At 69.1% G+C, this 19,140-nt stretch carries 22 protein-coding genes; 13 read left to right on the top strand and 9 right to left on the bottom strand.

Translation table 11 applies throughout. From position 1 onward, the window contains the following. Positions 1–5: 5 nt before the first annotated feature. Entirely contained in the window at positions 6–1,322 is a 1,317-nt protein-coding gene (locus ACIBEF_RS02410) for a serine hydrolase (protein ID WP_396790491.1), read from the bottom strand. 233 nt (positions 1,323–1,555) lie between these two features. Here ACIBEF_RS02410 and ACIBEF_RS02405 point away from each other — a divergent pair, with 233 nt between their 5' ends. Beyond that, positions 1,556–1,840, top strand: coding sequence for a putative quinol monooxygenase (locus ACIBEF_RS02405; protein WP_396790489.1), 285 nt, complete (start codon positions 1,556–1,558; stop codon positions 1,838–1,840). A gap of 6 nt (positions 1,841–1,846) precedes the next feature. Here the strand turns inward: ACIBEF_RS02405 and ACIBEF_RS02400 are convergent, their stop codons facing one another. Further along, positions 1,847–3,424: a gluconokinase gene (locus ACIBEF_RS02400; protein WP_396790487.1), complete on the bottom strand. Its 1,578-nt coding sequence runs from the start codon at positions 3,422–3,424 to the stop codon at positions 1,847–1,849. 133 nt (positions 3,425–3,557) lie between these two features. Between ACIBEF_RS02400 and ACIBEF_RS02395 the strand changes: the two genes are divergently transcribed. From ACIBEF_RS02395 to ACIBEF_RS02370, 6 genes are all read left to right on the top strand, one after another. Beyond that, positions 3,558–4,700: a hypothetical protein gene (locus ACIBEF_RS02395; RefSeq protein WP_396790486.1), complete on the top strand. Its 1,143-nt coding sequence runs from the start codon at positions 3,558–3,560 to the stop codon at positions 4,698–4,700. Positions 4,701–4,745: 45 nt separating this feature from the next. Beyond that, on the top strand, positions 4,746–5,279 hold the full coding sequence (locus ACIBEF_RS02390) for a hypothetical protein (RefSeq protein ID WP_396790484.1): 534 nt from the start codon (positions 4,746–4,748) through the stop codon (positions 5,277–5,279). 59 nt (positions 5,280–5,338) lie between these two features. Further along, positions 5,339–6,613, top strand: a complete 1,275-nt coding sequence (locus tag ACIBEF_RS02385) for an RNA polymerase sigma factor (RefSeq protein WP_396790482.1) — start codon at positions 5,339–5,341, stop codon at positions 6,611–6,613. Positions 6,614–6,756: 143 nt separating this feature from the next. Next, positions 6,757–7,431, top strand: coding sequence for a DUF998 domain-containing protein (locus tag ACIBEF_RS02380; RefSeq protein ID WP_396790480.1), 675 nt, complete (start codon positions 6,757–6,759; stop codon positions 7,429–7,431). A gap of 33 nt (positions 7,432–7,464) precedes the next feature. Continuing rightward, complete coding sequence (locus ACIBEF_RS02375; RefSeq protein WP_396790478.1) at positions 7,465–7,848, top strand: YciI family protein; 384 nt, start codon at positions 7,465–7,467, stop codon at positions 7,846–7,848. Positions 7,849–7,988: 140 nt separating this feature from the next. Further along, complete coding sequence (locus ACIBEF_RS02370) at positions 7,989–9,209, top strand: hypothetical protein (RefSeq protein WP_396790476.1); 1,221 nt, start codon at positions 7,989–7,991, stop codon at positions 9,207–9,209. A 44-nt stretch (positions 9,210–9,253) separates the two neighbouring features. Here the strand turns inward: ACIBEF_RS02370 and ACIBEF_RS02365 are convergent, their stop codons facing one another. Further along, complete coding sequence (locus ACIBEF_RS02365; RefSeq protein ID WP_396790474.1) at positions 9,254–9,682, bottom strand: VOC family protein; 429 nt, start codon at positions 9,680–9,682, stop codon at positions 9,254–9,256. A 240-nt stretch (positions 9,683–9,922) separates the two neighbouring features. Between ACIBEF_RS02365 and ACIBEF_RS02360 the strand changes: the two genes are divergently transcribed. The 4 genes from ACIBEF_RS02360 to ACIBEF_RS02345 all read left to right on the top strand — a co-directional run bounded on the left by ACIBEF_RS02360 (position 9,923) and on the right by ACIBEF_RS02345 (position 12,960). Next, the gene (locus ACIBEF_RS02360) at positions 9,923–10,267 is read left to right on the top strand and encodes a multiprotein-bridging factor 1 family protein (protein ID WP_396790473.1); all 345 of its coding nucleotides are present in this window, start codon (positions 9,923–9,925) and stop codon (positions 10,265–10,267) included. A gap of 85 nt (positions 10,268–10,352) precedes the next feature. Beyond that, a complete protein-coding gene (locus ACIBEF_RS02355) occupies positions 10,353–11,486 on the top strand; it encodes a DNA cytosine methyltransferase (protein ID WP_396790471.1) in 1,134 nt (377 codons plus the stop codon). 11 nt (positions 11,487–11,497) lie between these two features. After that, positions 11,498–11,977, top strand: coding sequence for a very short patch repair endonuclease (locus ACIBEF_RS02350; protein WP_396790469.1), 480 nt, complete (start codon positions 11,498–11,500; stop codon positions 11,975–11,977). Between the two features lie 257 nt (positions 11,978–12,234). Continuing rightward, positions 12,235–12,960 carry a GIY-YIG nuclease family protein gene (locus ACIBEF_RS02345; RefSeq protein ID WP_396790467.1) on the top strand — a complete coding sequence of 242 codons (726 nt, stop codon included), beginning with the start codon at positions 12,235–12,237 and terminating at the stop codon, positions 12,958–12,960. A gap of 51 nt (positions 12,961–13,011) precedes the next feature. Here the strand turns inward: ACIBEF_RS02345 and ACIBEF_RS02340 are convergent, their stop codons facing one another. The 4 genes from ACIBEF_RS02340 to ACIBEF_RS02325 all read right to left on the bottom strand — a co-directional run bounded on the left by ACIBEF_RS02340 (position 13,012) and on the right by ACIBEF_RS02325 (position 15,731). Beyond that, complete coding sequence (locus ACIBEF_RS02340) at positions 13,012–13,575, bottom strand: GNAT family N-acetyltransferase (RefSeq protein WP_396790465.1); 564 nt, start codon at positions 13,573–13,575, stop codon at positions 13,012–13,014. Further along, complete coding sequence (locus ACIBEF_RS02335) at positions 13,575–14,645, bottom strand: hypothetical protein (protein ID WP_396790464.1); 1,071 nt, start codon at positions 14,643–14,645, stop codon at positions 13,575–13,577. Before ACIBEF_RS02335 ends, ACIBEF_RS02340 begins: the two co-directional genes overlap by 1 nt. Positions 14,646–14,689: 44 nt before the next feature. After that, positions 14,690–14,995, bottom strand: a complete 306-nt coding sequence (locus tag ACIBEF_RS02330) for a helix-turn-helix domain-containing protein (protein ID WP_396790462.1) — start codon at positions 14,993–14,995, stop codon at positions 14,690–14,692. 217 nt (positions 14,996–15,212) lie between these two features. Then, positions 15,213–15,731 (bottom strand): flavoprotein, encoded by a 519-nt coding sequence (locus tag ACIBEF_RS02325; protein ID WP_396790461.1) that lies wholly within the window; start codon positions 15,729–15,731, stop codon positions 15,213–15,215. A gap of 215 nt (positions 15,732–15,946) precedes the next feature. Here ACIBEF_RS02325 and ACIBEF_RS02320 point away from each other — a divergent pair, with 215 nt between their 5' ends. Then, positions 15,947–16,504 (top strand): FAD-binding oxidoreductase, encoded by a 558-nt coding sequence (locus tag ACIBEF_RS02320; RefSeq protein ID WP_396790460.1) that lies wholly within the window; start codon positions 15,947–15,949, stop codon positions 16,502–16,504. A 206-nt stretch (positions 16,505–16,710) separates the two neighbouring features. Here ACIBEF_RS02320 and ACIBEF_RS02315 read toward each other — a convergent pair whose 3' ends face one another. Beyond that, the gene (locus tag ACIBEF_RS02315; RefSeq protein ID WP_396790457.1) at positions 16,711–17,589 is read right to left on the bottom strand and encodes a fibronectin type III domain-containing protein; all 879 of its coding nucleotides are present in this window, start codon (positions 17,587–17,589) and stop codon (positions 16,711–16,713) included. Between the two features lie 207 nt (positions 17,590–17,796). Between ACIBEF_RS02315 and ACIBEF_RS02310 the strand changes: the two genes are divergently transcribed. Further along, positions 17,797–18,702 carry a hypothetical protein gene (locus ACIBEF_RS02310; RefSeq protein WP_396790456.1) on the top strand — a complete coding sequence of 302 codons (906 nt, stop codon included), beginning with the start codon at positions 17,797–17,799 and terminating at the stop codon, positions 18,700–18,702. A 64-nt stretch (positions 18,703–18,766) separates the two neighbouring features. Here ACIBEF_RS02310 and ACIBEF_RS02305 read toward each other — a convergent pair whose 3' ends face one another. Further along, a complete protein-coding gene (locus ACIBEF_RS02305; RefSeq protein WP_396790454.1) occupies positions 18,767–19,039 on the bottom strand; it encodes a hypothetical protein in 273 nt (90 codons plus the stop codon). Positions 19,040–19,140 lie beyond the last annotated feature (101 nt).

Below are 19,140 nucleotides of genomic sequence, written 5' to 3'. Positions count from 1 at the left end.
GCGGCTCACTCCTCGACCGCCCCCTCGGTGGGGGTGACCAGGAAGTCGTAGACGGTGCGGGCCATCCGCCGGACCGTCTCGTCGCCGGTGGCCATGGGGCCGGCGGTGAGGAACGCGACGGCGGTCTCTGTGCCGGGGATCAGGTAGTAGCCGACGTCGTGGGAGGCGTCCGGCAGGTCACCGGTCTTGTGGGCCACCGGCACGCCGGGCGGCAACGCCGCCGGGATCTTCGTGTTCAGGGTCTGCTCGCGCATGAAGCCGATCATCAGGTCGCGCGAGGCGGGGGTGAGGATCTCGCCGTCCCAGACCGCGCCGAGCAGTGACACCACGTCGTCCGGGCTGGTGTAGTTCTCCTCGCCGCGTTGCGCCGCCGCGCTGTCGAGCATCCTCCGGGCCAGGATGGTGGACCGCTGGTTCATCGAGTCGATCAGCGCGTTGACCGGGGCGAACCCACCCAGGTAGGTGATCAGCACGTTTGCGGCCACGTTGTCGCTGTACTTGATCAGGTACTGGGCGAGCCGGTGCAGGGTGACCACCTGCGGGAACGTCTCGAACTGCAGTTGGCCGGTGCCGCCGACCACGTCCTCCGGGGTGACCAGCACACCGTCGTCGAGGAAGACCTGTCCACAGTCGACCCGGCGGAGCAGCTCGACGAGGATCCACAGCTTGATGACGCTCGCGGCCTTGGGGCGCAGCGAGCCGTTGACGGCGATCTGCTGGTCGCCGTAGCGGCCGGACAGGTCCCGCACCGTGACCCCGGCCGGGTTGAGGCTCGCGTCGGCGACCACCCGGGCGAGCTGGCCGCTGAGCGGGAACAGCCGGGCCCCGGCGACCGGGTCGGTGGGCGGCTGCGGGCTGGTCACCACCACTCCGGTCAGCGTCGTCGGCGGGCGGTGCCGCTGGATCACCTCCAGCGTGCCCTCGCTGCGCCCGACCAGCGGCACCCGGTAGCGGTAGGCGGTGCCTCCGACGACGACAGCGCCGCTGGCCACCCCGGCGGCGACCCGCATGCCCGGGTCGGCGACCCGACCGGTGTCGCCGTCGCAGGCGCGGTAGCGCACCGTGTGCCCGAGCGAGTCCACAGCGAACACCCCGCCGGGAAACGACAGCCAGGACACCTCGCTGGTCGGCGGGCGCTCCGGCGTCGGGTCCACCCCCGGTTCGTGGCTCCCCGCGACGGGCGCGCCGCCCGGGCCGTCCGCGGTGGCCGGCCCGGTCGTCGCGAGCACCGCGAGCGCGACCGCCGCCGTCAACACCTTCAGGGGTACGCGGGCAGAGTTCCCCAGCAGGGAAGATGAGCGCCTCTTGTCGCTTTTTCTCACGTTTGCACGATATGAAGCGTTGGAGGCTGGTGTGACCGGCGGGACCGGCGTCACCCGTCCGGGCGGCGATGTCCCCCCGAGCGCGACGACCCACAGGTATAACTGTGACCCACAGGTATCACGCTTTGCTCTGCACCCGCCGATGCGCCAGTTACGGACCGTGACTGGCGCGCGGGCGGGTGCAGAGCAAAGGTCAGCCACTCAGCCACTCAGCCACTCACCCCGGAGGACCCGTGCTGATCATCGCCGGCAGCCTGACTGTCGAACCGGCCACCCGCGAGGCGTACCTGTCCGACTGCGAGCAGGTCATCGCGCGGGCGCGCGCCACCGCCGGCTGCCTCGACTTCCTGCTGGCGGCCGACCCGTTGGAGCCCGGCCGGATCCACGTCTACGAGCGCTGGGAGTCACCAGAGCAGTTGGCCGCGTTCCGGGGCTCCGGGCCGGACGACGCGCAGGAAGCGGCGATCCTCGACGCCGACGTGCGGCGCTACCTGATCGCCGGGGTCGAGGCGCCCTGACCCCGGTCACGCCGACGGTTCGGGGCCGGTCGGCAGGCCGGGTGCCATCCGGCGGATCGAGGTGAAGGTCGGCGTGAGGGCCTCGTACAGCTCGGCGAAGAGCGGCAGCAGCGCCGCGTAGGTGGCCGCGGCGGCCGGGTCGGGGCGGACCGTCTCCTCGATCCGCACCAGGTCGGCGGCGACGTCCATGCTGGGGATCAGCCCGAGCGCCTCCATGCCGAGCAGCGCCGCCCCGAAGCTCGACCCCTCGTGCGCCGCCGGGAAGCTCACCGGCAGGCCGAGGGCGTCGGCCAGCATCTGCCGCCACAGGCCGCTGCGGGCGAAGCCGCCACCGGCCCGGACCTCGCGGACCTCATTGCCGGCCGCGCGTACCGAGCTGAGCACCAGCGCGAGCTGTTGGCAGACGCCCTCCAAGGCGGCCCGCACCAGGTGCTCGCGGCGGTGGGCGTGGGTCAGCCCCACGTACGCTCCGCGCGGCAGGGCGCTCCAGTGTGGGGCCCGTTCGCTGTGCAGGTACGGCAGCATGATGAGCCCGCCCGAGCCGACCGGCGCGCGGGCCGCCAGGGCGACCAGGTCCTCCTCGGAGTGCTCGCCCAGGTCCGGGGCGAGCGCCGCGCCGGCCCACTTGAGCACGATGCCGCCGTTGTTGATCGCGCCACCGACCGCCCAGCGGTGCTCGGTCAGCGCGTAGCAGAACACCCCGCCGAGCGGGTCCACGCCGGGCCGCTCGACCATCACCCGCATCGCGCCGCTGGTGCCGATCGAACAGGCCACCATGCCCGGGTGCACCGCGCCCAGACCCAGATTCGCCAGTGGCCCGTCGCCGGCGCCGACCACCACCGGGGTGCGCGCCGGCAGGCCGGTCTCGGCCGCGGCCTGCGGAGTGAGGTTCGGCAGCACGGCGGTGGTGGCGACGAGCTGCGGGAGCTGTTCCTGGGTGATACCGGCGATGGTCAGCGCCTCGTGATCCCACTTCAGCTCGTGGATGTCGAGCAGGCCGGTGGCCGAGGCGATCGAGTGGTCGGTGACCAGCACGCCGCAGAGCCGCAGCAGCACCCACTCCTTGATGCCCACCCAGTGCGCCACCCGCTCGAAGAGTTTCGGCTCCTGCTCGGCGAACCAGAGCAGCTTGGGCAGCGGCGACATCGGATGCATCGGCGTGCCGGTGCGCCGGTGCAGGGCCAACCCCGACGGCACCGCCCGCAACCGCTCGGCCTGCCGGGTGGACCGCGAGTCGGCCCAGGTCACCGACGGGGTGAGCGGACTGCCGTCCCGGTCCAACCCGATGAGGCTGTGCATCGCGGAGCCGAACGACAACCCGGCCACCGGCTGGACCAGCTCCGCCACGACCATGCTGATCGACTTGAGCACCGCGTCGAGGATGAGCTGCGGGTCCTGCTCGGCGTAGCCGGGTTGCGGGTTGTTCAGCGGGTAGCCGACCAGGTGACTGCCGAGCTGCCGCCCGTCGGTGTCGTACGCGACGGCCTTCGTGCTGGTGGTGCCGATGTCGACCCCGATCACGACCCCGGGCAGCGTGACTGCCGGCACGACCGTCACCCCCTCGGAGAACATGAACGTCGGCATCAGTATCCCCCTATCGTGCTGGTTGCTCCGCCGATCGGGTAGTTCGCCCGTTTCGGCGTTTCCGGGTGCCGCGCCGCACCTGTTAAACCGTGTGACACCCCAGATTGGTGGCCTGCGCGGCGAAGGAGTCGGCGTGGCAAAGACTGAATCGACGGGTTCCACGTGGCGGTACCGGTGGGCGCACCGGCAGAACGTGCGGCGGGTCAGCACGTACCGTGGCGCTGAGACGGCGTGGCGACGACGCGACGACGAGTTACGGCAGCTACGCGCCCTGGCCGCCGACTTCCAGGGCTCGGCCGCCGCTGGCGCCGGGCTGGCATTGGAGTTGGCCGCCGACGAGGTGGTGCTCTGGGTGCTACCGGCGGCGCAACTGGTCGAGGTACGGCACACCGCTGTGCTGCCCGCGCCGGACCTCACCGTCGCCCCGCGAACCGGGCCGCTGCGCCCGCGCCGCCCGGACGGCGTACGCGTCACCGACGCCGGCATGGCCGTGATCACCAGCCGTCGACTCGTGCTGCTCGGCGGGAGGGGCCGGCGCGACTGGGCGTACGGCCGGATAACCGGCCTGTCCCACGACCCGGCGGCCCCGGTCACCCTGATCCAGGTGCTGGACCGGCGGCGTATCTCCGGGTTGTTGCTGCCCACCGACGCCGCGCCGGACTTCCGGTTCAAGCTCACCCTGGCCTTCGCCGACGCGATCGAACAGCGCGCCGCGGTGATCGCCCAACTCGACGAGCTGATCGCCGAGCACGCCCAGCTCAAGCCGTTCCGGCCGGCTGCGGCCACCCCCGGGCAGGCCCGACTGTCGTCGTTCGTGCCCGGCGGCCGCAGGAGCATCGCGGTGGCGGCGGCCATCGCGCTGCTGGTACCGGCGGCACTCATCGAGTCGAACCCGTCCGACCCGAGAGGTGGCGCGGAGGTCGCCGCCGCAGCCACCCCGGCACCCACCGTCAGCGCCGCACCCGCGCGGATCGGCCCGGCGCTCGCACTGAAACCCCCGCCACCGAAGCCGACGAAGTCACCACGCCCGTCGCCCAGCGCGACCCAGGGCCCGCGCTGCGGGGCACCGGAAAACCCGCTGGGGTACGACTTCTGTGGCGGCACGCGGATCCGCAAGCCGGCCGCCGAGGTGTGCGACTGGTTCGACTGCGTACCGCAGTTCTGGGCCGGACGCGGTTACCTCGTGCAGTGCCGCGACGGTTCGGTGAGCCTGGCCGGCGGCCGGTCCACCGCCTGCGCCGAGCACCAGGGCGTCCGGCGGACCATCACGAAGTGACCGATTCAGGGCCTGAAGTCCGCTTCGCTCGGCCAGAATGATCGAGTGGAGATCCGGTCTGACGATGGCGCTCGGGTGCGGGTACGCCCCGTGGGCTACCAGCCCGGCATCGACCCGCCCGACGACCTGGACGGGGCCACGCCCGGCTGGCACGACTGGCTACTCATCGAGGTGGACGCCCGCACCGCCGACGGCCAGACCTGGTCACACCACTACCCGAGCCTCATGGTCGAGGAGGCCCGCGCGCTCGGCGGCTGGCTGCACGGGCAGGCCACCGCCGCCCTCGCGCTGAGCGCGCCACCGGCGACGGTCCGGTTCACCGAACCCAACCTGGCCCTGCGCAGCCGGGTGCTGCGCCGCCGCCGGCTGGAGCTGACAGTGGAGTTCTCCGCCGAGTCACTGCCACCGTGGATGCGCCGGCCGTCCAGCGCCATCTACCCGCTGATCCTCACCGTCTCCGCTGACGCCCTGGTCACCGCCGCCGAACACTGGGTCGAGCACTGCGAGGCGTACCCACCGCGTACCCAGTCGCGGTTCCCGACCCACGGCCCGCAGCCGTACCGCCGGCGCGCCGGCTGACCGCCGGGCCGTGCCAGCTTCCTTGTTCCAACCGGACCGGCCTGCTGTGATGGGCGGTCATGGGGGACGAGCAGGTGCACCGCACTGTCGAGGCGGTCTGGCGGATCGAAGCCGGACGGGTGATCGCCGCACTGGCCGGCCTGGTACGTGACGTCGGCTGGGCCGAGGAGTTGGCCCAGGACGCTCTGGTGGCCGCACTGGAACAGTGGCCGCGCGACGGCGTACCGGACAACCCGGGCGCATGGCTGACCACGGTCGGCAAGCGTCGGGCGATCGACGCGTTGCGCCGCCGGAACCTGCTGGAACGCCGGGTCGCCGACCTCGGGCGCGACCTCGGCGACGAGCAGTTCACCCCCGACTTCGACGCCGCCTTCGAGGACAGGATCGACGACGACCTGCTGCGGCTGGTCTTCACCGCCTGCCATCCGGTGTTGTCGCCGCAGGCGCGGGCGGCGCTGACCCTGCGCATGCTCGGCGGACTGAAGACCGAGGAGATCGCCCGAGCTTTCCTGGTACCCGATGCGACAGTCGCGCAGCGGATCACCAGAGCCAAGAAGACCCTCGCCGAGGCGAAGGTGCCATTCGAGGTGCCCGGCGTCGCCGAGCGCGGCGAACGGCTCGCGTCGGTGCTGGAAGTGATCTACCTGATTTTCAACGAGGGCTACTCGGCGACCGCCGGAGACGACTGGATGCGCCCAGCCCTCTGCGCGGACGCGCTGCGCCTGGCCCGCGTCCTGCAGGGGCTGATGCCCGACGAACCGGAGGTGCACGGGCTCGCCGCACTGCTGGAGATCCAGGCATCCCGCACCGCCGCGCGGGTCGACCCCACCGGCGAGCCGATCCTGCTCATGGAACAGGACCGGGGGCGTTGGGACCGGATGCTGATCCGTCGGGGCCTGACCGCCCTCGGCCGGGCCCGAACGGCCGTGGGCGTACCCGGCCCGTACACCCTTCAGGCGGAGATCGCGGCCTGCCACGCGCGGGCTCGTACCCCGCAGGAGACGGACTGGGCGCGGATCGCGGCCGGCTACGCCGAGCTGGCCCGGGTCGTGCCGTCGCCGGTCGTGGAGCTGAACCGGGCCGTCGCGGTCGCCTTCGCCGCCGGCCCGGCCGCCGGCCTGGAACTGGCCCAGGCGCTTGCCGACGAGCCGGCGCTGGCCGGCTACCACCTGCTGCCGAGCGTGCTCGGCGACCTGCTGGCCAAGTTGGGTCGCCACGACGAGGCGCGCGCCGAGTTCGCGCGGGCCGCCGAGCTGACCGGCAACGAACGCGAGCGCGCGCTGTTGCTCGCTCGCGCCGCCGACTGCGCCCGAGGCGTCGCGCCGACCCGCTGAAAAATCTCCGGCCGTCATGTCGTATCCCGCGCCGGTCGCTCGACGCGTCAGTGACAAGCCGGCTCCCAACGGCGCGCGGGACCGGCTTTCAGCCGGCAGAACTGCCGGACCGGCGGTGAGCCGGCAGAGACGAGGAGAGCGACATGACGACGACAGCGAACGAGACGAGCGCAGGGTCCGCGGTGGCGGGCGTCGACTCCCGGCGTACGACGACCAGGGCGCTACTGGCCGGCGGAGTCCTCGCCGGCCCGCTGTTCGTGGTGGTGGCCGCCGCCCAGGTGTTCACCCGGGACGGGTTCGACCTGAGCCGGCAGCCACTCAGCCTGCTGGCGCTGGGAGATCTCGGCTGGATTCAGATCGCCAACTTCGTGCTGACCGGGCTGCTCGCCCTGGCCGGCGCGGTCGGGCTGCGCCGGGCGCTGGGCGGCCAGCCGGGCGGGACGTGGGGGCCGGCGTTGATCGCCGTGCACGGCATCGGCCTGATCATCGGCGGGGTGCTGGTCTCCGACCCCAGCATGGGCTGGCCGGCCGGTGCGCCCGAGGGTACGCCCGACACGCTGAGCTGGCACGCCGTCGGGCATGGAGTCGGCGCGGGGCTGGCGTTCGGCTCGCTGCCCATCGCCTGCCTGGTCTTCGCCCGCGCGGGGTGGCGGGCCGGGCAGCGCGGATGGGCGGCATTCTCCGCCGCCAGCGCGCTGGCCGTCGTCGCGATTCTGGCCTGGCCCGACCAGGACACCCTCAGCGTTCGGATGGCACTCGCCTGCGTCGTCACGTTCGGCTGGCTGACGGCACTCTGCACCCGACCGCTGACCCGCTGACCAGCAACTACCTTTCACGAGAGGACAACATCGATGCGGTACATGCTGATGCACAAGCTCGACGAGACCCAGACCGAGGCGTTCAACCCGAGCCCCGAGTTCATGGCCCGGATGGACAGCTTCATGAAGGAGGTGGCGCAAACCGGAGTGCTGCTCGCCGCCGAAGGGCTCTGCCAGACCTCCGACGGCGCCACCCGGATCACCGTGAGCGGCGGTAAGACCACCGTCACCGACGGGCCGTTCACCGAGACCAAGGAGCTGATCGCCGGGTTCGCCCTGCTGGACGTGCGCTCCCACGAGGAGGCCGTGGAGTGGGGACGGCGGTTCGTCGACGTCTTCGCCGATACCGTCGGTGACGTCGAGGTGGACGTCCGCAAGGTCTTCGAGATGCCGGAAGAGGGCATGCCGCCAGCCTGAGCCCAGCACACCGCGCCGCCACCTCAGCGTTCAGGTGGCGGCGCGTGATCCCGTAATACTCTTCTTTCGGACGCAACGGGATGCATCGATCCTGGTCGCGTTGCCTGTCACGTACGTGAGCGGTTGTACCGCGTGTGACCGTGACCTCTGTGGCCCACGCCCCCTGGCGGATCGCCTGGGCCGAGCGCGAGAACGAGCGCCGGCAGCGCGCGTACCGCGACGCCACCGACGCCTGGGAGCACCGCGGCGACCACCTGGCGCGGCTCCGCATCGAAGCCGCCAGCTTCCTCGGGTGTACGCAGCCCCGCACCGGCCTACCGGTGGAGCTCGACGACGACGAACTCGTCTTTCGCGTCCTTCCCGTCGCCACGCTGGTCGAAGCTGAGGCGCGGCACGTCCCCGGCCTGCCCACCCCTGGCCCATGTTCCTTCGCTGAGCCCTCTTCCGAGGCCCTGCCTCCGGGACTGCGGGCCGCCGACACCGGCATGGCCGTGGTGACCAGCCGACGGGTGGTCTTCGGCGGCCGGGAGCACCGGCGCGAGTGGCGGTACGCGGACCTGGTCGGCCCCGCCCACCACCCCGACGTGCCGGTCACCCTTCTGCCGGACCGCTGTCGACTCGACGGGTTGCTGGTCCCGGCCGGTGCCATGGTGAACTTTCGCTTCTATCTCACCCTCGCGGCTGCCGACGATCGCGCTGCTGTCATCGCGCAGATGGACGCGCTGCTGGCCGCGCACCGGACCGCTCCGCCCGCGCCTCCTCTGGTGGTGACCCCCGCCGACGCGCCGCCGACGGCGGTACGCCCCGACCGGCGGGCGCTCGGCGCCGCCGCCGTCGCGGCAGTGGTGTTCGTGACTCTCGGACCGGGCGCCCTGGGTCCCAATGCTCTGGGGCCTGGCGCATGGGGTCCTCGCGGGCCGGTGCCCTCGGCGGAGATCGTCGCGTTGGACGTGCCGAGGGCTGGGGCGGTTCTTGTTCCGACCGGTCCGGTGGCACCCAGGTCGCGCGTCGGTTCGGCAGACAGCGCCGTGTGGAACCCGCCGACCGTCCCGGTCGTCCGGTCGTCCGCCTCGGCAGAGGTCTCCACAGTGCCGTCCCCGGTGGTGGCAGTGGCCCTGCCGCCGGCCGCTGCGCCGTCCGTCGTGCCGACCCCGTCGGCCAGCTCGGTGCCGACGCCGGTGCCTCCCGTTTCGGCTCCTCCCACGCCGCCCGTCGCGTCGGCCTCGCCGGTGCCGACGGCGACCGCAATGCCGACGGCTACGCCTACGCCCTCGCCGGATCCGGGATTGCTGGCTATCTGCCTGGACCCTGTTCAGCTGCCGGTGCTGGACCCGCTGCTCTGCCCGTCTCCGACGCCCTGATCGGCAACTCTGCCTGCCGTTTGTTCAGTTCGTGGCGCTGAGTCTCAGTTCGTGGCGCTGAAGTCGGGGACGGTCAGGGTTCCGTCCTCCGCGAGGGTGAAGCCCGGGTTCCAGGCGATCTCCCAGAGGTGGCCGTCCGGGTCGGCGAAGTAGCCGGCGTAGCCGCCGTAGAAGGTCTCCCGGGCCGGCTTGGTCACCGTCGCGCCGGCCTTGGCCGCCGTGGCTATCACCTCGTCGACCTCGGCTTGGGAGCGGACGTTCTGGGCGAGGGACATCGCGCCTGTGCCGGGACCTTCGATGCCCGCGTCGGCGGCGAGCTTGTCGCGGCCCCAGAGGACGAGAGCCAAGCCGCCGGCCTGGATGAAGACCGTCTCCTCGACCTCCTGGCCTCGCCAGCCGAGCTGCTCGTAGAAGGCTTTCGCGCGAGCTACGTCCGCGACTCCCAGGGTGATCAGGCTGATCCGCTGCTCCATGGTCCGTAACCTAACCCGCCCTGCCCGAAGACGCGGAGGCCGCAACCCGGGTTGTGGCTCGGCAGCGGACGGCCACGACCGAGGGAGCTGTGCCGAAGTTGAGTTCATAGACGAAACGCCGCCGACGGGCTTCCCCGAGAGCAATCCAAGCTATAGCATCGACGCTATAGGTCGGTTCTGGCTCGCGGTGTTCCAGGGTGAGCAAGTCGTGTCGGCGCATCGTAGACGAGGAGCAGAGCGATGAGTGATCGCTTGGATTGGAGTGACCTCAGCGAACGCCGGATGTCTGATCCGAGAACGGCAAGAACCTACGAGGCCACGCGCATTGCCTTCGAGCTCGGTCGGGAAGTGCGTCAACTGCGTGAGGGGCATAGCTGGAGCCAGAGTCAACTGGCCCTAGCTGCAGGCATGACCCAGTCCGCAGTGGCCCGCTTCGAAGCGGGGGGCACCGTGCCGACCCTGCCGGTCCTGCTGCGCCTCGCCGGGGCGCTGGAACACAGGCTGGACGTCAGGTTCATGCCGAACTCGGGCGTTGCGCACAACGACTTTCGACACGCGAGCGGTCACGGGGAGTCGAACAGGTGACCGAATCATCACAGATGAGTGTCGCGCCTCGGGACTACGTCCCGGTCACCTATAGGCTGCAGCGATGATGGGCGAGGGGGGAAACATGGACAGCACGCCCGTCCGGGCAGCAGAATTTTTTGCTGGGATTGGACTCGTCCGAACCGCTATTGAGCGCGTGAAGGGCGCTCAGGTGCAGGTTGTGTGGGCGAACGACATCAAGCAGGCTAAGTACAATGCCTACGCCGCCAACTTTCCTGATGCTGAAGATCACTTCATTGTTCGGGATATCCGGCAAGTCGAAGCTATGGACCTGCCGCAAGGGATTGAGCTGGCGACAAGCAGCTTCCCATGCATCGACCTTTCTTTGGCCGGTAATAGGCGTGGCTTGGTTGGCGAGCAGTCGGGGATGTTCTGGGAATTTGCCAGGATCGTCGAAGGCATGTCGCCCCGACCTTCAGTGGTTCTCCTTGAGAACGTTCACGGTTTCGCTACAAGTCATGGTGGTAATGACCTCGCCGCCGCTCTAGCCAGGTTGTCGAAGCTCGGCTACTCCCTAGATGTGCTCGCGATCGACGCTCGGCACTTTGTGCCGCAGTCTCGACCGCGGATGTTCATCGTCGGTATTCAGAAAGACAAACTGCCGGCCTCCGCGCGCCAGGAGCTTCCGCCGGTCAGCGATGTGCGACCTGCATGGGTGCAAGCCGTCCACAAGAAGCACCGTGAAACGCTGGATATGCATTACATGCGCCTCCCAGCTCTGCCGGAGGGGCCGCAGGACTTGGACGGCTTTGTCGAGACAGAAGTCGCTGGCAACCTATGGTGGACTGAGGACCGCATAGCAGCTTTCATCGGTTCTCTTAGCGAACTTCAAAAGGCTCGTTTCGACGCTCTCGTCTGGGCGGACGCGATCAGCTACAGAACTGCCTACCGCCGCACGCGGCAAGGGGTCGCAGTGTGGGAACTGCGCAAGGACAGCATTGCCGGGTGTCTCAGGACTACGGGGGGTGGATCAAGCAAACAAGCGCTGATCCGGTTGGGTAACGGCAGTAGCGCGATCCGATGGATGACGCCGCGGGAGTATGCCAACCTGATGGGTGCCCACGACTACAAGCTTCTTGCCGGCACCCCAAACCAACAGCTATTCGGATTTGGCGACGCTGTCGTCGTAGACGTCCTCGAGTGGCTCGGCAACAATTACCTGCTGCCAGTTCTGCGTCCGAACAGCGGGAGTGAGTAGCGGTCGTCGACGTGAAAGGCAGCGAGGAACGGTTACCCCCTACGCCACCGCCGTCATCGGCCTCGCGTGCCATGAAGTCCAACAAGAGTACCAACACAAAGCCTGAGCTGGCACTCCGCCGGCAGCTCTTTCGTAGAGGATTGCGCTACCGAGTCGGCTACCGCATCGTATTGCCGGAGCACGCGGTCCGGCCGGATATCGTCTTCACTCGTCACAAGCTGGCGATTTTTGTCGACGGCTGCTTCTGGCACGGCTGCCCGCAGCATTGCAGGATGCCGTCCGATCCGAGCGGGTACTGGCATCAAAAAATCGACCGTAACCGTAAGCGGGACGTAACGGTAACTGAGGTGCTGGGCACTGCTGGATGGACCGTTTTCCGGGTATGGGAGCATGAGTCGGCGGAAGCGGTGGCCGAGGCTATTCATGCTGCGCTGGCCTCCAGCGCCTCGGCGAAGCGTCGAAGCGCCACCATGCCCCGCCAAGTTCGTTAGTGGATCTTGTTTCCAGGTTGGAAATCCTAGGCACTGATGTGGGGTGCGGGCGCAGCGATCGGCGGTGTCGCTAATCCGACAACGGCTGTCACCAGGGCAAACGGTCTTGCATGGCTGTCGCGCCACGTCCGTCTTCAAGTGTTGAGACGCTAGCTCGTAGACTGCTGCCTCGCTTCACGAATCCCAAAGAAATCGAGGTATGCCAAGTGGCAAGTCGCGGCGTCGCATCGTATAACGAGCCGGATCACCAGCCGCCCGTGAAGAGCTCTCTGCCGACTAAGTTCGTCCAAGGCTTCCGGCAGCTACTCAAAGATGCGCTCGGGTCGACGGATGCCGCTAGCGGCAAGCAGTTGCGTAAGTGCATCGGCGTGTATGGTTTCTACGACTACGATGGTGAGCCGATCTACGTCGGTCAGACGTTGGAGAGCTTCGGAATTCGTATCGGCAGGCATATGACCGGTCAAAGAAGCGATACCCTGGCCTACAGAATTCTGGATCCCTTCGAGGTGGCTGAGGTGGAGTTCTGGCCAACCGAGGACTTGCGCAACGACGCTAGCAAAAAAGCCAAGATCGACGCTGTGGAATACTCGGCATATAGATGGGCCATCGATCACTCAAAGTATGGAGCGATCCTGAATGAAAAGATTCCACCTGTCTCCGCGATCGGGGGACTACCGAGTTCCTATCGCTTCAACCTGGTGCCTGAGAACATGCGGGAGGAGCGCGAGCACCCAGACGTTCGCATTGCTCGCCGCGCCGAAACCTTAGCCAGGGTTTCAGCCGTTGCCCACGAGCGCGGTGAGGTCTCGCCCGGTCTGCGGCGAGTCATCGTGATTCAGGCTGTCCGCCTTGCCGATCTAGCGGCTGCGCGAATGGCTTACGCGGAAGGCCGAGTGAGGCCGTCTCCCAGCGCCATCGACGTGAACGCTCTAGTCGGTAACGTTCTTGAGGAGTCAAGGGTCGACGATGCGTCTGACGAATAATTCCTCTGCAAGAGTGCCCATTTCAGCAGATCTTCGGTGCACTTAGGGCGTTCAGTTGTGGCAAGGGCGGGGGCGGGAGGAACTGACGTCGAGAACGAGCACGTCGAAGGTCGGCGCGTTCTCCCACCCCGGCCGAAGTCTGGTTACCTTGGTATAGCCCCAGGAGAAGTATGCGGTCTGAGCGGCGACATTGTCCGGCCGGACCAGCAGCGTGTTTCGTTGCTCCGTGCGGGCCGCGATCAACTCGTCGTGCAGCCTCGTAGCGATGCCCTGACGTCGCCAAGCAGGGTGGACCATCAGCTCGCTTATCGCGAACGTACGTGCCCCGTCCTCGTCAGTGAAACCAGGCGGTACCGGGTCGTGGATGCCCTCCCACCATCGCGTCTCGGCGGGAAGCGGAAATCCGTAGATGTAGCCAACCAGACTCCCGTCCACCTCGACGGTGGCCAGCTCCCACCCCACTCGCTGCATGTGCAGGTCGAGCTGACGCCGGTAGCGGTCCTCGCTGTGGAACTCGCCTCCGCCCGTGTAGACCTCCAGATAGAGACTCACGAGCTGGCCCAGGATGTCCGTGGCCTCTTCGGCGTCGCGATGGCGGAGCTGCACGCCTTCCATCACACGGTCACTGCTCGGTCGTAGGCGTCGACGAATTCGCGGGTCGTCGCGGTGGCATCCCGTGGTGCCGCAAGCTTCGCCCGCACCTGCGCAAGATTCCGGCTCACTCGCCCAGAGTTCATCTGGCTGACCGCCGGCAGGACGTCCAGGGCGATGCGCGCCGCCTCGTTGGTGTCACCCTGCTGGTATGCCGCGTCGGCGAGGTCGATCGTGTAGAGGACCTGGTTACGCCGATAGCCGGGCGATGGGTTAACAGTGATCGCGCGGAACGACGGAGCGGCGCGTTCGGGTCTACCCAGGGCGAGGTAGGAGAGTCCTTGGATGCCGTTCAACTCTTGCTCGTCCACGAAGTCGACAAACCCTGGATCGTCGTCGTGCGTTCCGCGATCCAGCTCGCGACGAGCCTTTGTCATCTCTCGACTGAACCCGCTTGTGTCCCTGAGCACGGCGTAGGCGTGTGCCTTTCGCAGGTGCAGCAACGTGCTGAGTCGAGGGGTGCCCCATCCGGCAGAGACGCGCATCGCCGCCTCGGCGCAGTGCAGTGACTCGCCCGGTTGGCTCTCCCGTAATAACAGAGACAGCAGTGCCATTGCTCTCACCTCCACCCGGGGATCGTCGGCGATGCGGGCGCGGGTGATGGCCTCGTTGAGGAACGGTCGGGCTTCCGGACGGCGTTCGGCGTCAATGGCGAGCCATGCCGCCTGGATGCCGAGGTCAGCCAGGGCGCCTTGCAGGGCGTCCCCGACCTCGTGGCTGTAGTTCGCCTTCGCGGCCCAGGCCGACAGCCGGGCGTGCACCTGGATGGCGACGTCGCAGAGTTGGTCGGCTCCGACTGCGGCATCTGCCTGTCGGAGGTCGTTGACCAGCGAGCCGGCTAGCCGCACCTGTTCCATGCCGATGGCCCCAGGTGCGTCCGTAGGGCTTGTGAGCAAGTAAGGATGGCCCGCCGCGGCGAGTCCGGTGAGCGCGGCCAGGATGCTGAAGCGTCGGCGGTCCGTGACGCCACCCCCTTGGCTTGGTGCCTGTTCCACGTTAACCGCGACGGCTGCTTGATCGCCTCGTTCGCTCACCTGATCCTCGCCGCGTGCGCTAACCATTTCGCCATCTGAGGGGCTTACATCGACCCAACGATGCTGGCCGGGAAGCGGAACCAGAGGCTGGCCGCCGGTATCCCGAGAAGCGTCGCCCAGTGCGCCAGTCTGTCCAGGTGCACCAGCGGCGGGCCGTTCTCCACCCGACTCAACTGGGCCTGCGTGATCCCCAGCCACCCCGCCACCACGGACTGCGGCAAGGCGACCCGTCCGTGATACGGATGGCACCGGTACGCCCGGATGACCTGCCCGAGATGCCGCTCGGCCAGCGCGAGTCGCACCGGCTCGTGCTCCCAGAAGCTCGCCGGCACGTTCGGTGGGGCGCTCAATCGGTCTCGCTCGGCGGCCTGGCATGGCGTACACCGTCCGCTGTCGTTGTCCCGGGCCAGCCGTCCGCCGCACCGAGGGCAGTTCGCGTGTGTCACCGGCGGCTCCGTCCGTCTCGCCTCATCGAGCCTGTCCATTGAACACGCTGCGTGCAGTACTGGTATACGCGCGACGCATATCGTCAGAGGACCGCCGGACTAATGAACGAAAAGCAACTACTCAGGACGGGCGCGCCGCCCGCAGCGCCTCGATGACCACGCCCCAACGTGCCGGCCCGTTCATCGAGTCCAGCGGCTTGCCGTCGGCCACGACCACGCCGGCAGCACGCAGCACCTCCAGGTAGCCCGCATAGGCCGGATGCGCGGCCAGCTCCGCCTTGGTGTGCGGGAACGCGATGATCGGCAGCCCAGCCCCCAGCGACTCGTTGAGGACGCCGAGGGCCAACGTGTCGTTGATGCCCAGCGCCCACTTCGTCACCGTGTTGAACGTGACCGGGGCGGCCACCACCACATCAGCGGGCGGGTGCGGCTCGGGGTCGCCGGGCATCCGCCACTCCACGCGTACCAGATAGCCAGTCTTGTCTTGTAACGCCGCCCGGTCGAGCCACGGCGCGGCGGTGGGGCTGACGATCATGCAGACCTGCCACCCATCGGCTATCAGGAGGTCGACCAGCTCGTCGATGTGTTCCGCCGGTCCCGCGGCGCAGACGACCAGATACAGCACCGGGCGTTCCGTCATGCCCGCAGTCTGCCCGATTCGACGGTCGCGGCGTGGAGCGCATACCGATCAGGTATGCCGCCAACGATCACCGTGACATGCCGTTGTGCCTGGTCAGCCGGGACAGTCGACGCTTGGCCCGGGGCGGGTGTTCGGCCTCGGAGTTGCGCCGGCCCTCAACGGCGCAGCGCCTCCCGCCCCGGTGCCAGCCAACGAGTCAGCGATTTGGAGCCGGCATGCCCACCGTGAACGACGACGATGACCCGGCGAGTCGGGCGGCGCTGCTCCGGGTGCTCGGCCACGCGTACCGTCACCTCGACCTGCTCCCGCACGCCACCACGATCGGCGACGCGTTGCTCGCCACCGTCGCCCGCCACGCGCGCCCACTGTGGACGCCGCAGCTCACCGTCACCGCCGAGCGCGCCCTGTGCCGCGCCACGCACGCCATCCGCCGCGCCGCCGCCCAGGCCGGCGACGGCCGGGCCTGGTGGCACGTCGAGGTGATCGGCCATGACCGGCCGTCGCCCGACATCGCGATCCTGACGGTACGTCCCTGGCGGCGACTGCCCTTCCAGCCAGGTCAGGCCGTGCCGGTCTGCACGCCGCGCCTGCCGGGGCACTGGCGCTGGCTCTCGCCGGCCAACGCCCCACGCGCGGACGGCACCGTCGAGCTGCACGTCCGCGCCGTACCCGCCGGCACCGTCTCCCACCGCCTGGTCCATCGGGTACGCCCCGGCGAGCTGCTCTGGCTCGGCCCACCCGTCGACACCCGGCCTGAGCCTTTCGCCGACTGATGGCGTCTGTGGACCGGTGAGGGTCATCGCGCCCGTTCGGCGGCGAGCCGACGCCTCGGCAGCCAGGGCGCCCGGAGGTTGGGAGTAGTTCCCCGAGGAGCCTGATGTCTGTGAGTCATCGTGATGACTCACAGACATCAGGCTCGTCAGGGCAAGGCCACCCGGACCCCGGGTGCGCCGGTCGCCCGGTGGGTGGTCGGGAGGGGTCAGGAGTAGGTGTCGCCGAACTCGCGTACCCCGTCCACATCGAGCGTGATCCGGTCGTTCGAGGTCCACTGGCCCGTGGCGGCGAGCCAGCTCGGGTCGTCGCGCTCGTCGATGGTGCTCCAACTGTGCCGGTGATGCCGTAGCTGGATCGGCCCGGTCGACTGGCCCGGCGCGAGCGTGCCGTCGGTGAAGGTCAGCTCCACCCAGCCGGGGACGGCAGTGCCCGGCGGGGGATAAGGCGGCGCCGGCGTCGACAACACGGACGGCCCACCCGGGGGTACGAAGAACTGCACGGTCTGCTGGATCCGGCCACAACCCAGCGCGGCCCAGTCGCAGTTCGGCACCAGCGAGGTGTTGCCGCCCTCGAAGCGCAGGTGGTAGCGCAGCTGCACGGTGCTCAGGTCGAGTGGCCCGGTGCCGGTGTTGGTGACCTTCAGGAGGTGCTGGATCTGGTTGTTGGTCGGTGACCAGTCGAGGTTGAGGTAGCTGACCGTCGCGCGTCCGCTGGCAGTGCGCACCGTGGTGGCGGGAGAGGTGTCCGAGTAGCCGCCGAGCGCGCGGGCGGCAATCGCGATTCGGTACGTCGTGCCGGGTGCCAGGTCGGTGAGTGTGATCGTGGTGTCCGTGGTGGCGCCGAGGAAGCGGTACGTGTTCGGCCCCAGCGGTACCTGCACCTCATAGTTGATCGGCTGCCCCGTGTCAGGTTCGACCCAGGCGGAGGGCGCCCAGCTGAGCGTGAGCTGATGCGGTTCGTTCGCGACCACGGTCGGGGCACCGGGGGTGCTGATCGCTGGGCCGTCGGCACGGGCGGCGTTGACGGCGAGCAGGCTCGCCAGCGCGGCGACGGCTACGGCGGCGGTGACGCGGCGAGCGGACATGAGGCGAATGCTAGGGCCGCACCCGCAGAACGGATAGTTAACAGTCAATATGTGGACTCGGGTTCATGCTGCTGGTCTGTTACGCGACGTAGTCGGTTTAGAGATAACGCCTGTTCAGAGGGCTACCTAGCGTCAACCCGTCATCACGAACGGCCTTGACGTCGGCGTCGCATCTGCCGCCCCGTCCGGCCTCAGACGGGAGAAACCATGCGTACTCAGAACACAGGCCGGCGGTTCGGCGCTCGGGCGTCCGTACTCGTGCTCGGTCTTGTCGCGACCGGAGCGGTGCTCGCCCCGGCGAGCCCGGCGTCCGCCGCGGTCCCCGGCCTGGTGCGGATCGCCGCCACCAGCGTCAGCAACTCGGCCGACTACCACAGCGTCACGGCGACCTGCCCGGTCGGCAAGGTGCTGACCGGCACCGGCTACGAACTCAACGGCGTCACCGGCGAGGGCATCGTCGACGACCTGCGCCCCAACGGTGGCCCGGCCACCGCGCCGACCGCCGTCACCGTCGGCGCCTACGAGACCGAGGCGTTCGCGGGCAACTGGTCGGTGACGGCGTACGCGATCTGCGCCAACCCGGTGCCCGGCCTGGTCCGGATCTCCACGGCCGGCGTCAGCAACTCGGCCGACTACCGCAGCGTCACGGCGACCTGCCCGGTCGGCAAGGTGCTGACCGGCACCGGCTACGAGCTGAACGGCGTCACCGGCGAGGGTGTCGTCGACGACTTCCGCCCCAACGGGGGCGTGGCCACGGCACCGACCGCGGTCACCGTCGGCGCGTACGAGTCGGACGCCACTGCCCTGAACTGGTCCGCCACCGCGTACGCGATCTGCGCCAACCCCCTCGCGGGCCTGGTCCGCGCCTCCACCGTGGGGGTCAGCAACTCCCTCGACTTCCGCAGCGTCACGGCGACCTGCCCGGTCGGGAAGGTGCTGACCGGTGCCGGCTACGAGCTGAACGGGGTGACCGGCGAGGGCATCGTGGACGACTTCCGCCCCAACGGCGGCCCCGCGACCGCCCCGACGTCCGCCGCCTCCGGCGCATACGAGGAGGACGCCTTCGCCGGCAACTGGTCCGACACGGCGTACGCCATCTGCGCCCTGCCGTAGAAACCGTCAGCCGGTGCAGCCGCCGTGCGAACGCGCGAGCCGCTGCACCGGCTGAGCGGTCGGCTCAGGAGCTGCCTTGGCGCTGGATCCGCCCGTCGCCCGAGACCTTGGCGCGGCCCAGGCCGCCTTCGGTGCCGGCCGAGCCGGTCGCGGTACGGCGGTGCCGTTGGTCGGGCGAGTGCTCCATGGGCGAGCCCTGTCGGCCCGGAGCGCCGCTGCCCGAATGCCGCCGGCCTCGCGCCGACTCGCCGCCGCTGTCGTGTTTGTTCTGCTTGTGGCTACCCATGAACCGCGCGTACCCGGTCACTGTGCGGCTAGGTTCTGTCTCGCGGATCATGAATCTCGCTCGTTAGGCCTGTGTGGCACGAGGCGATCTGACGAACCATGAGTGGGCTGTGCTGGCGCCGCTGTTGCCGACGCAGCCCGTGCGAGGTAACC

Source organism: Micromonospora sp. NPDC050795, from assembly GCF_044456785.1.
In the GTDB taxonomy this organism is placed as follows: domain Bacteria; phylum Actinomycetota; class Actinomycetes; order Mycobacteriales; family Micromonosporaceae; genus Micromonospora.
Note: the sequence above shows the minus strand (reverse complement) of the source record. Positions and strands in the feature narration are given on the sequence as shown.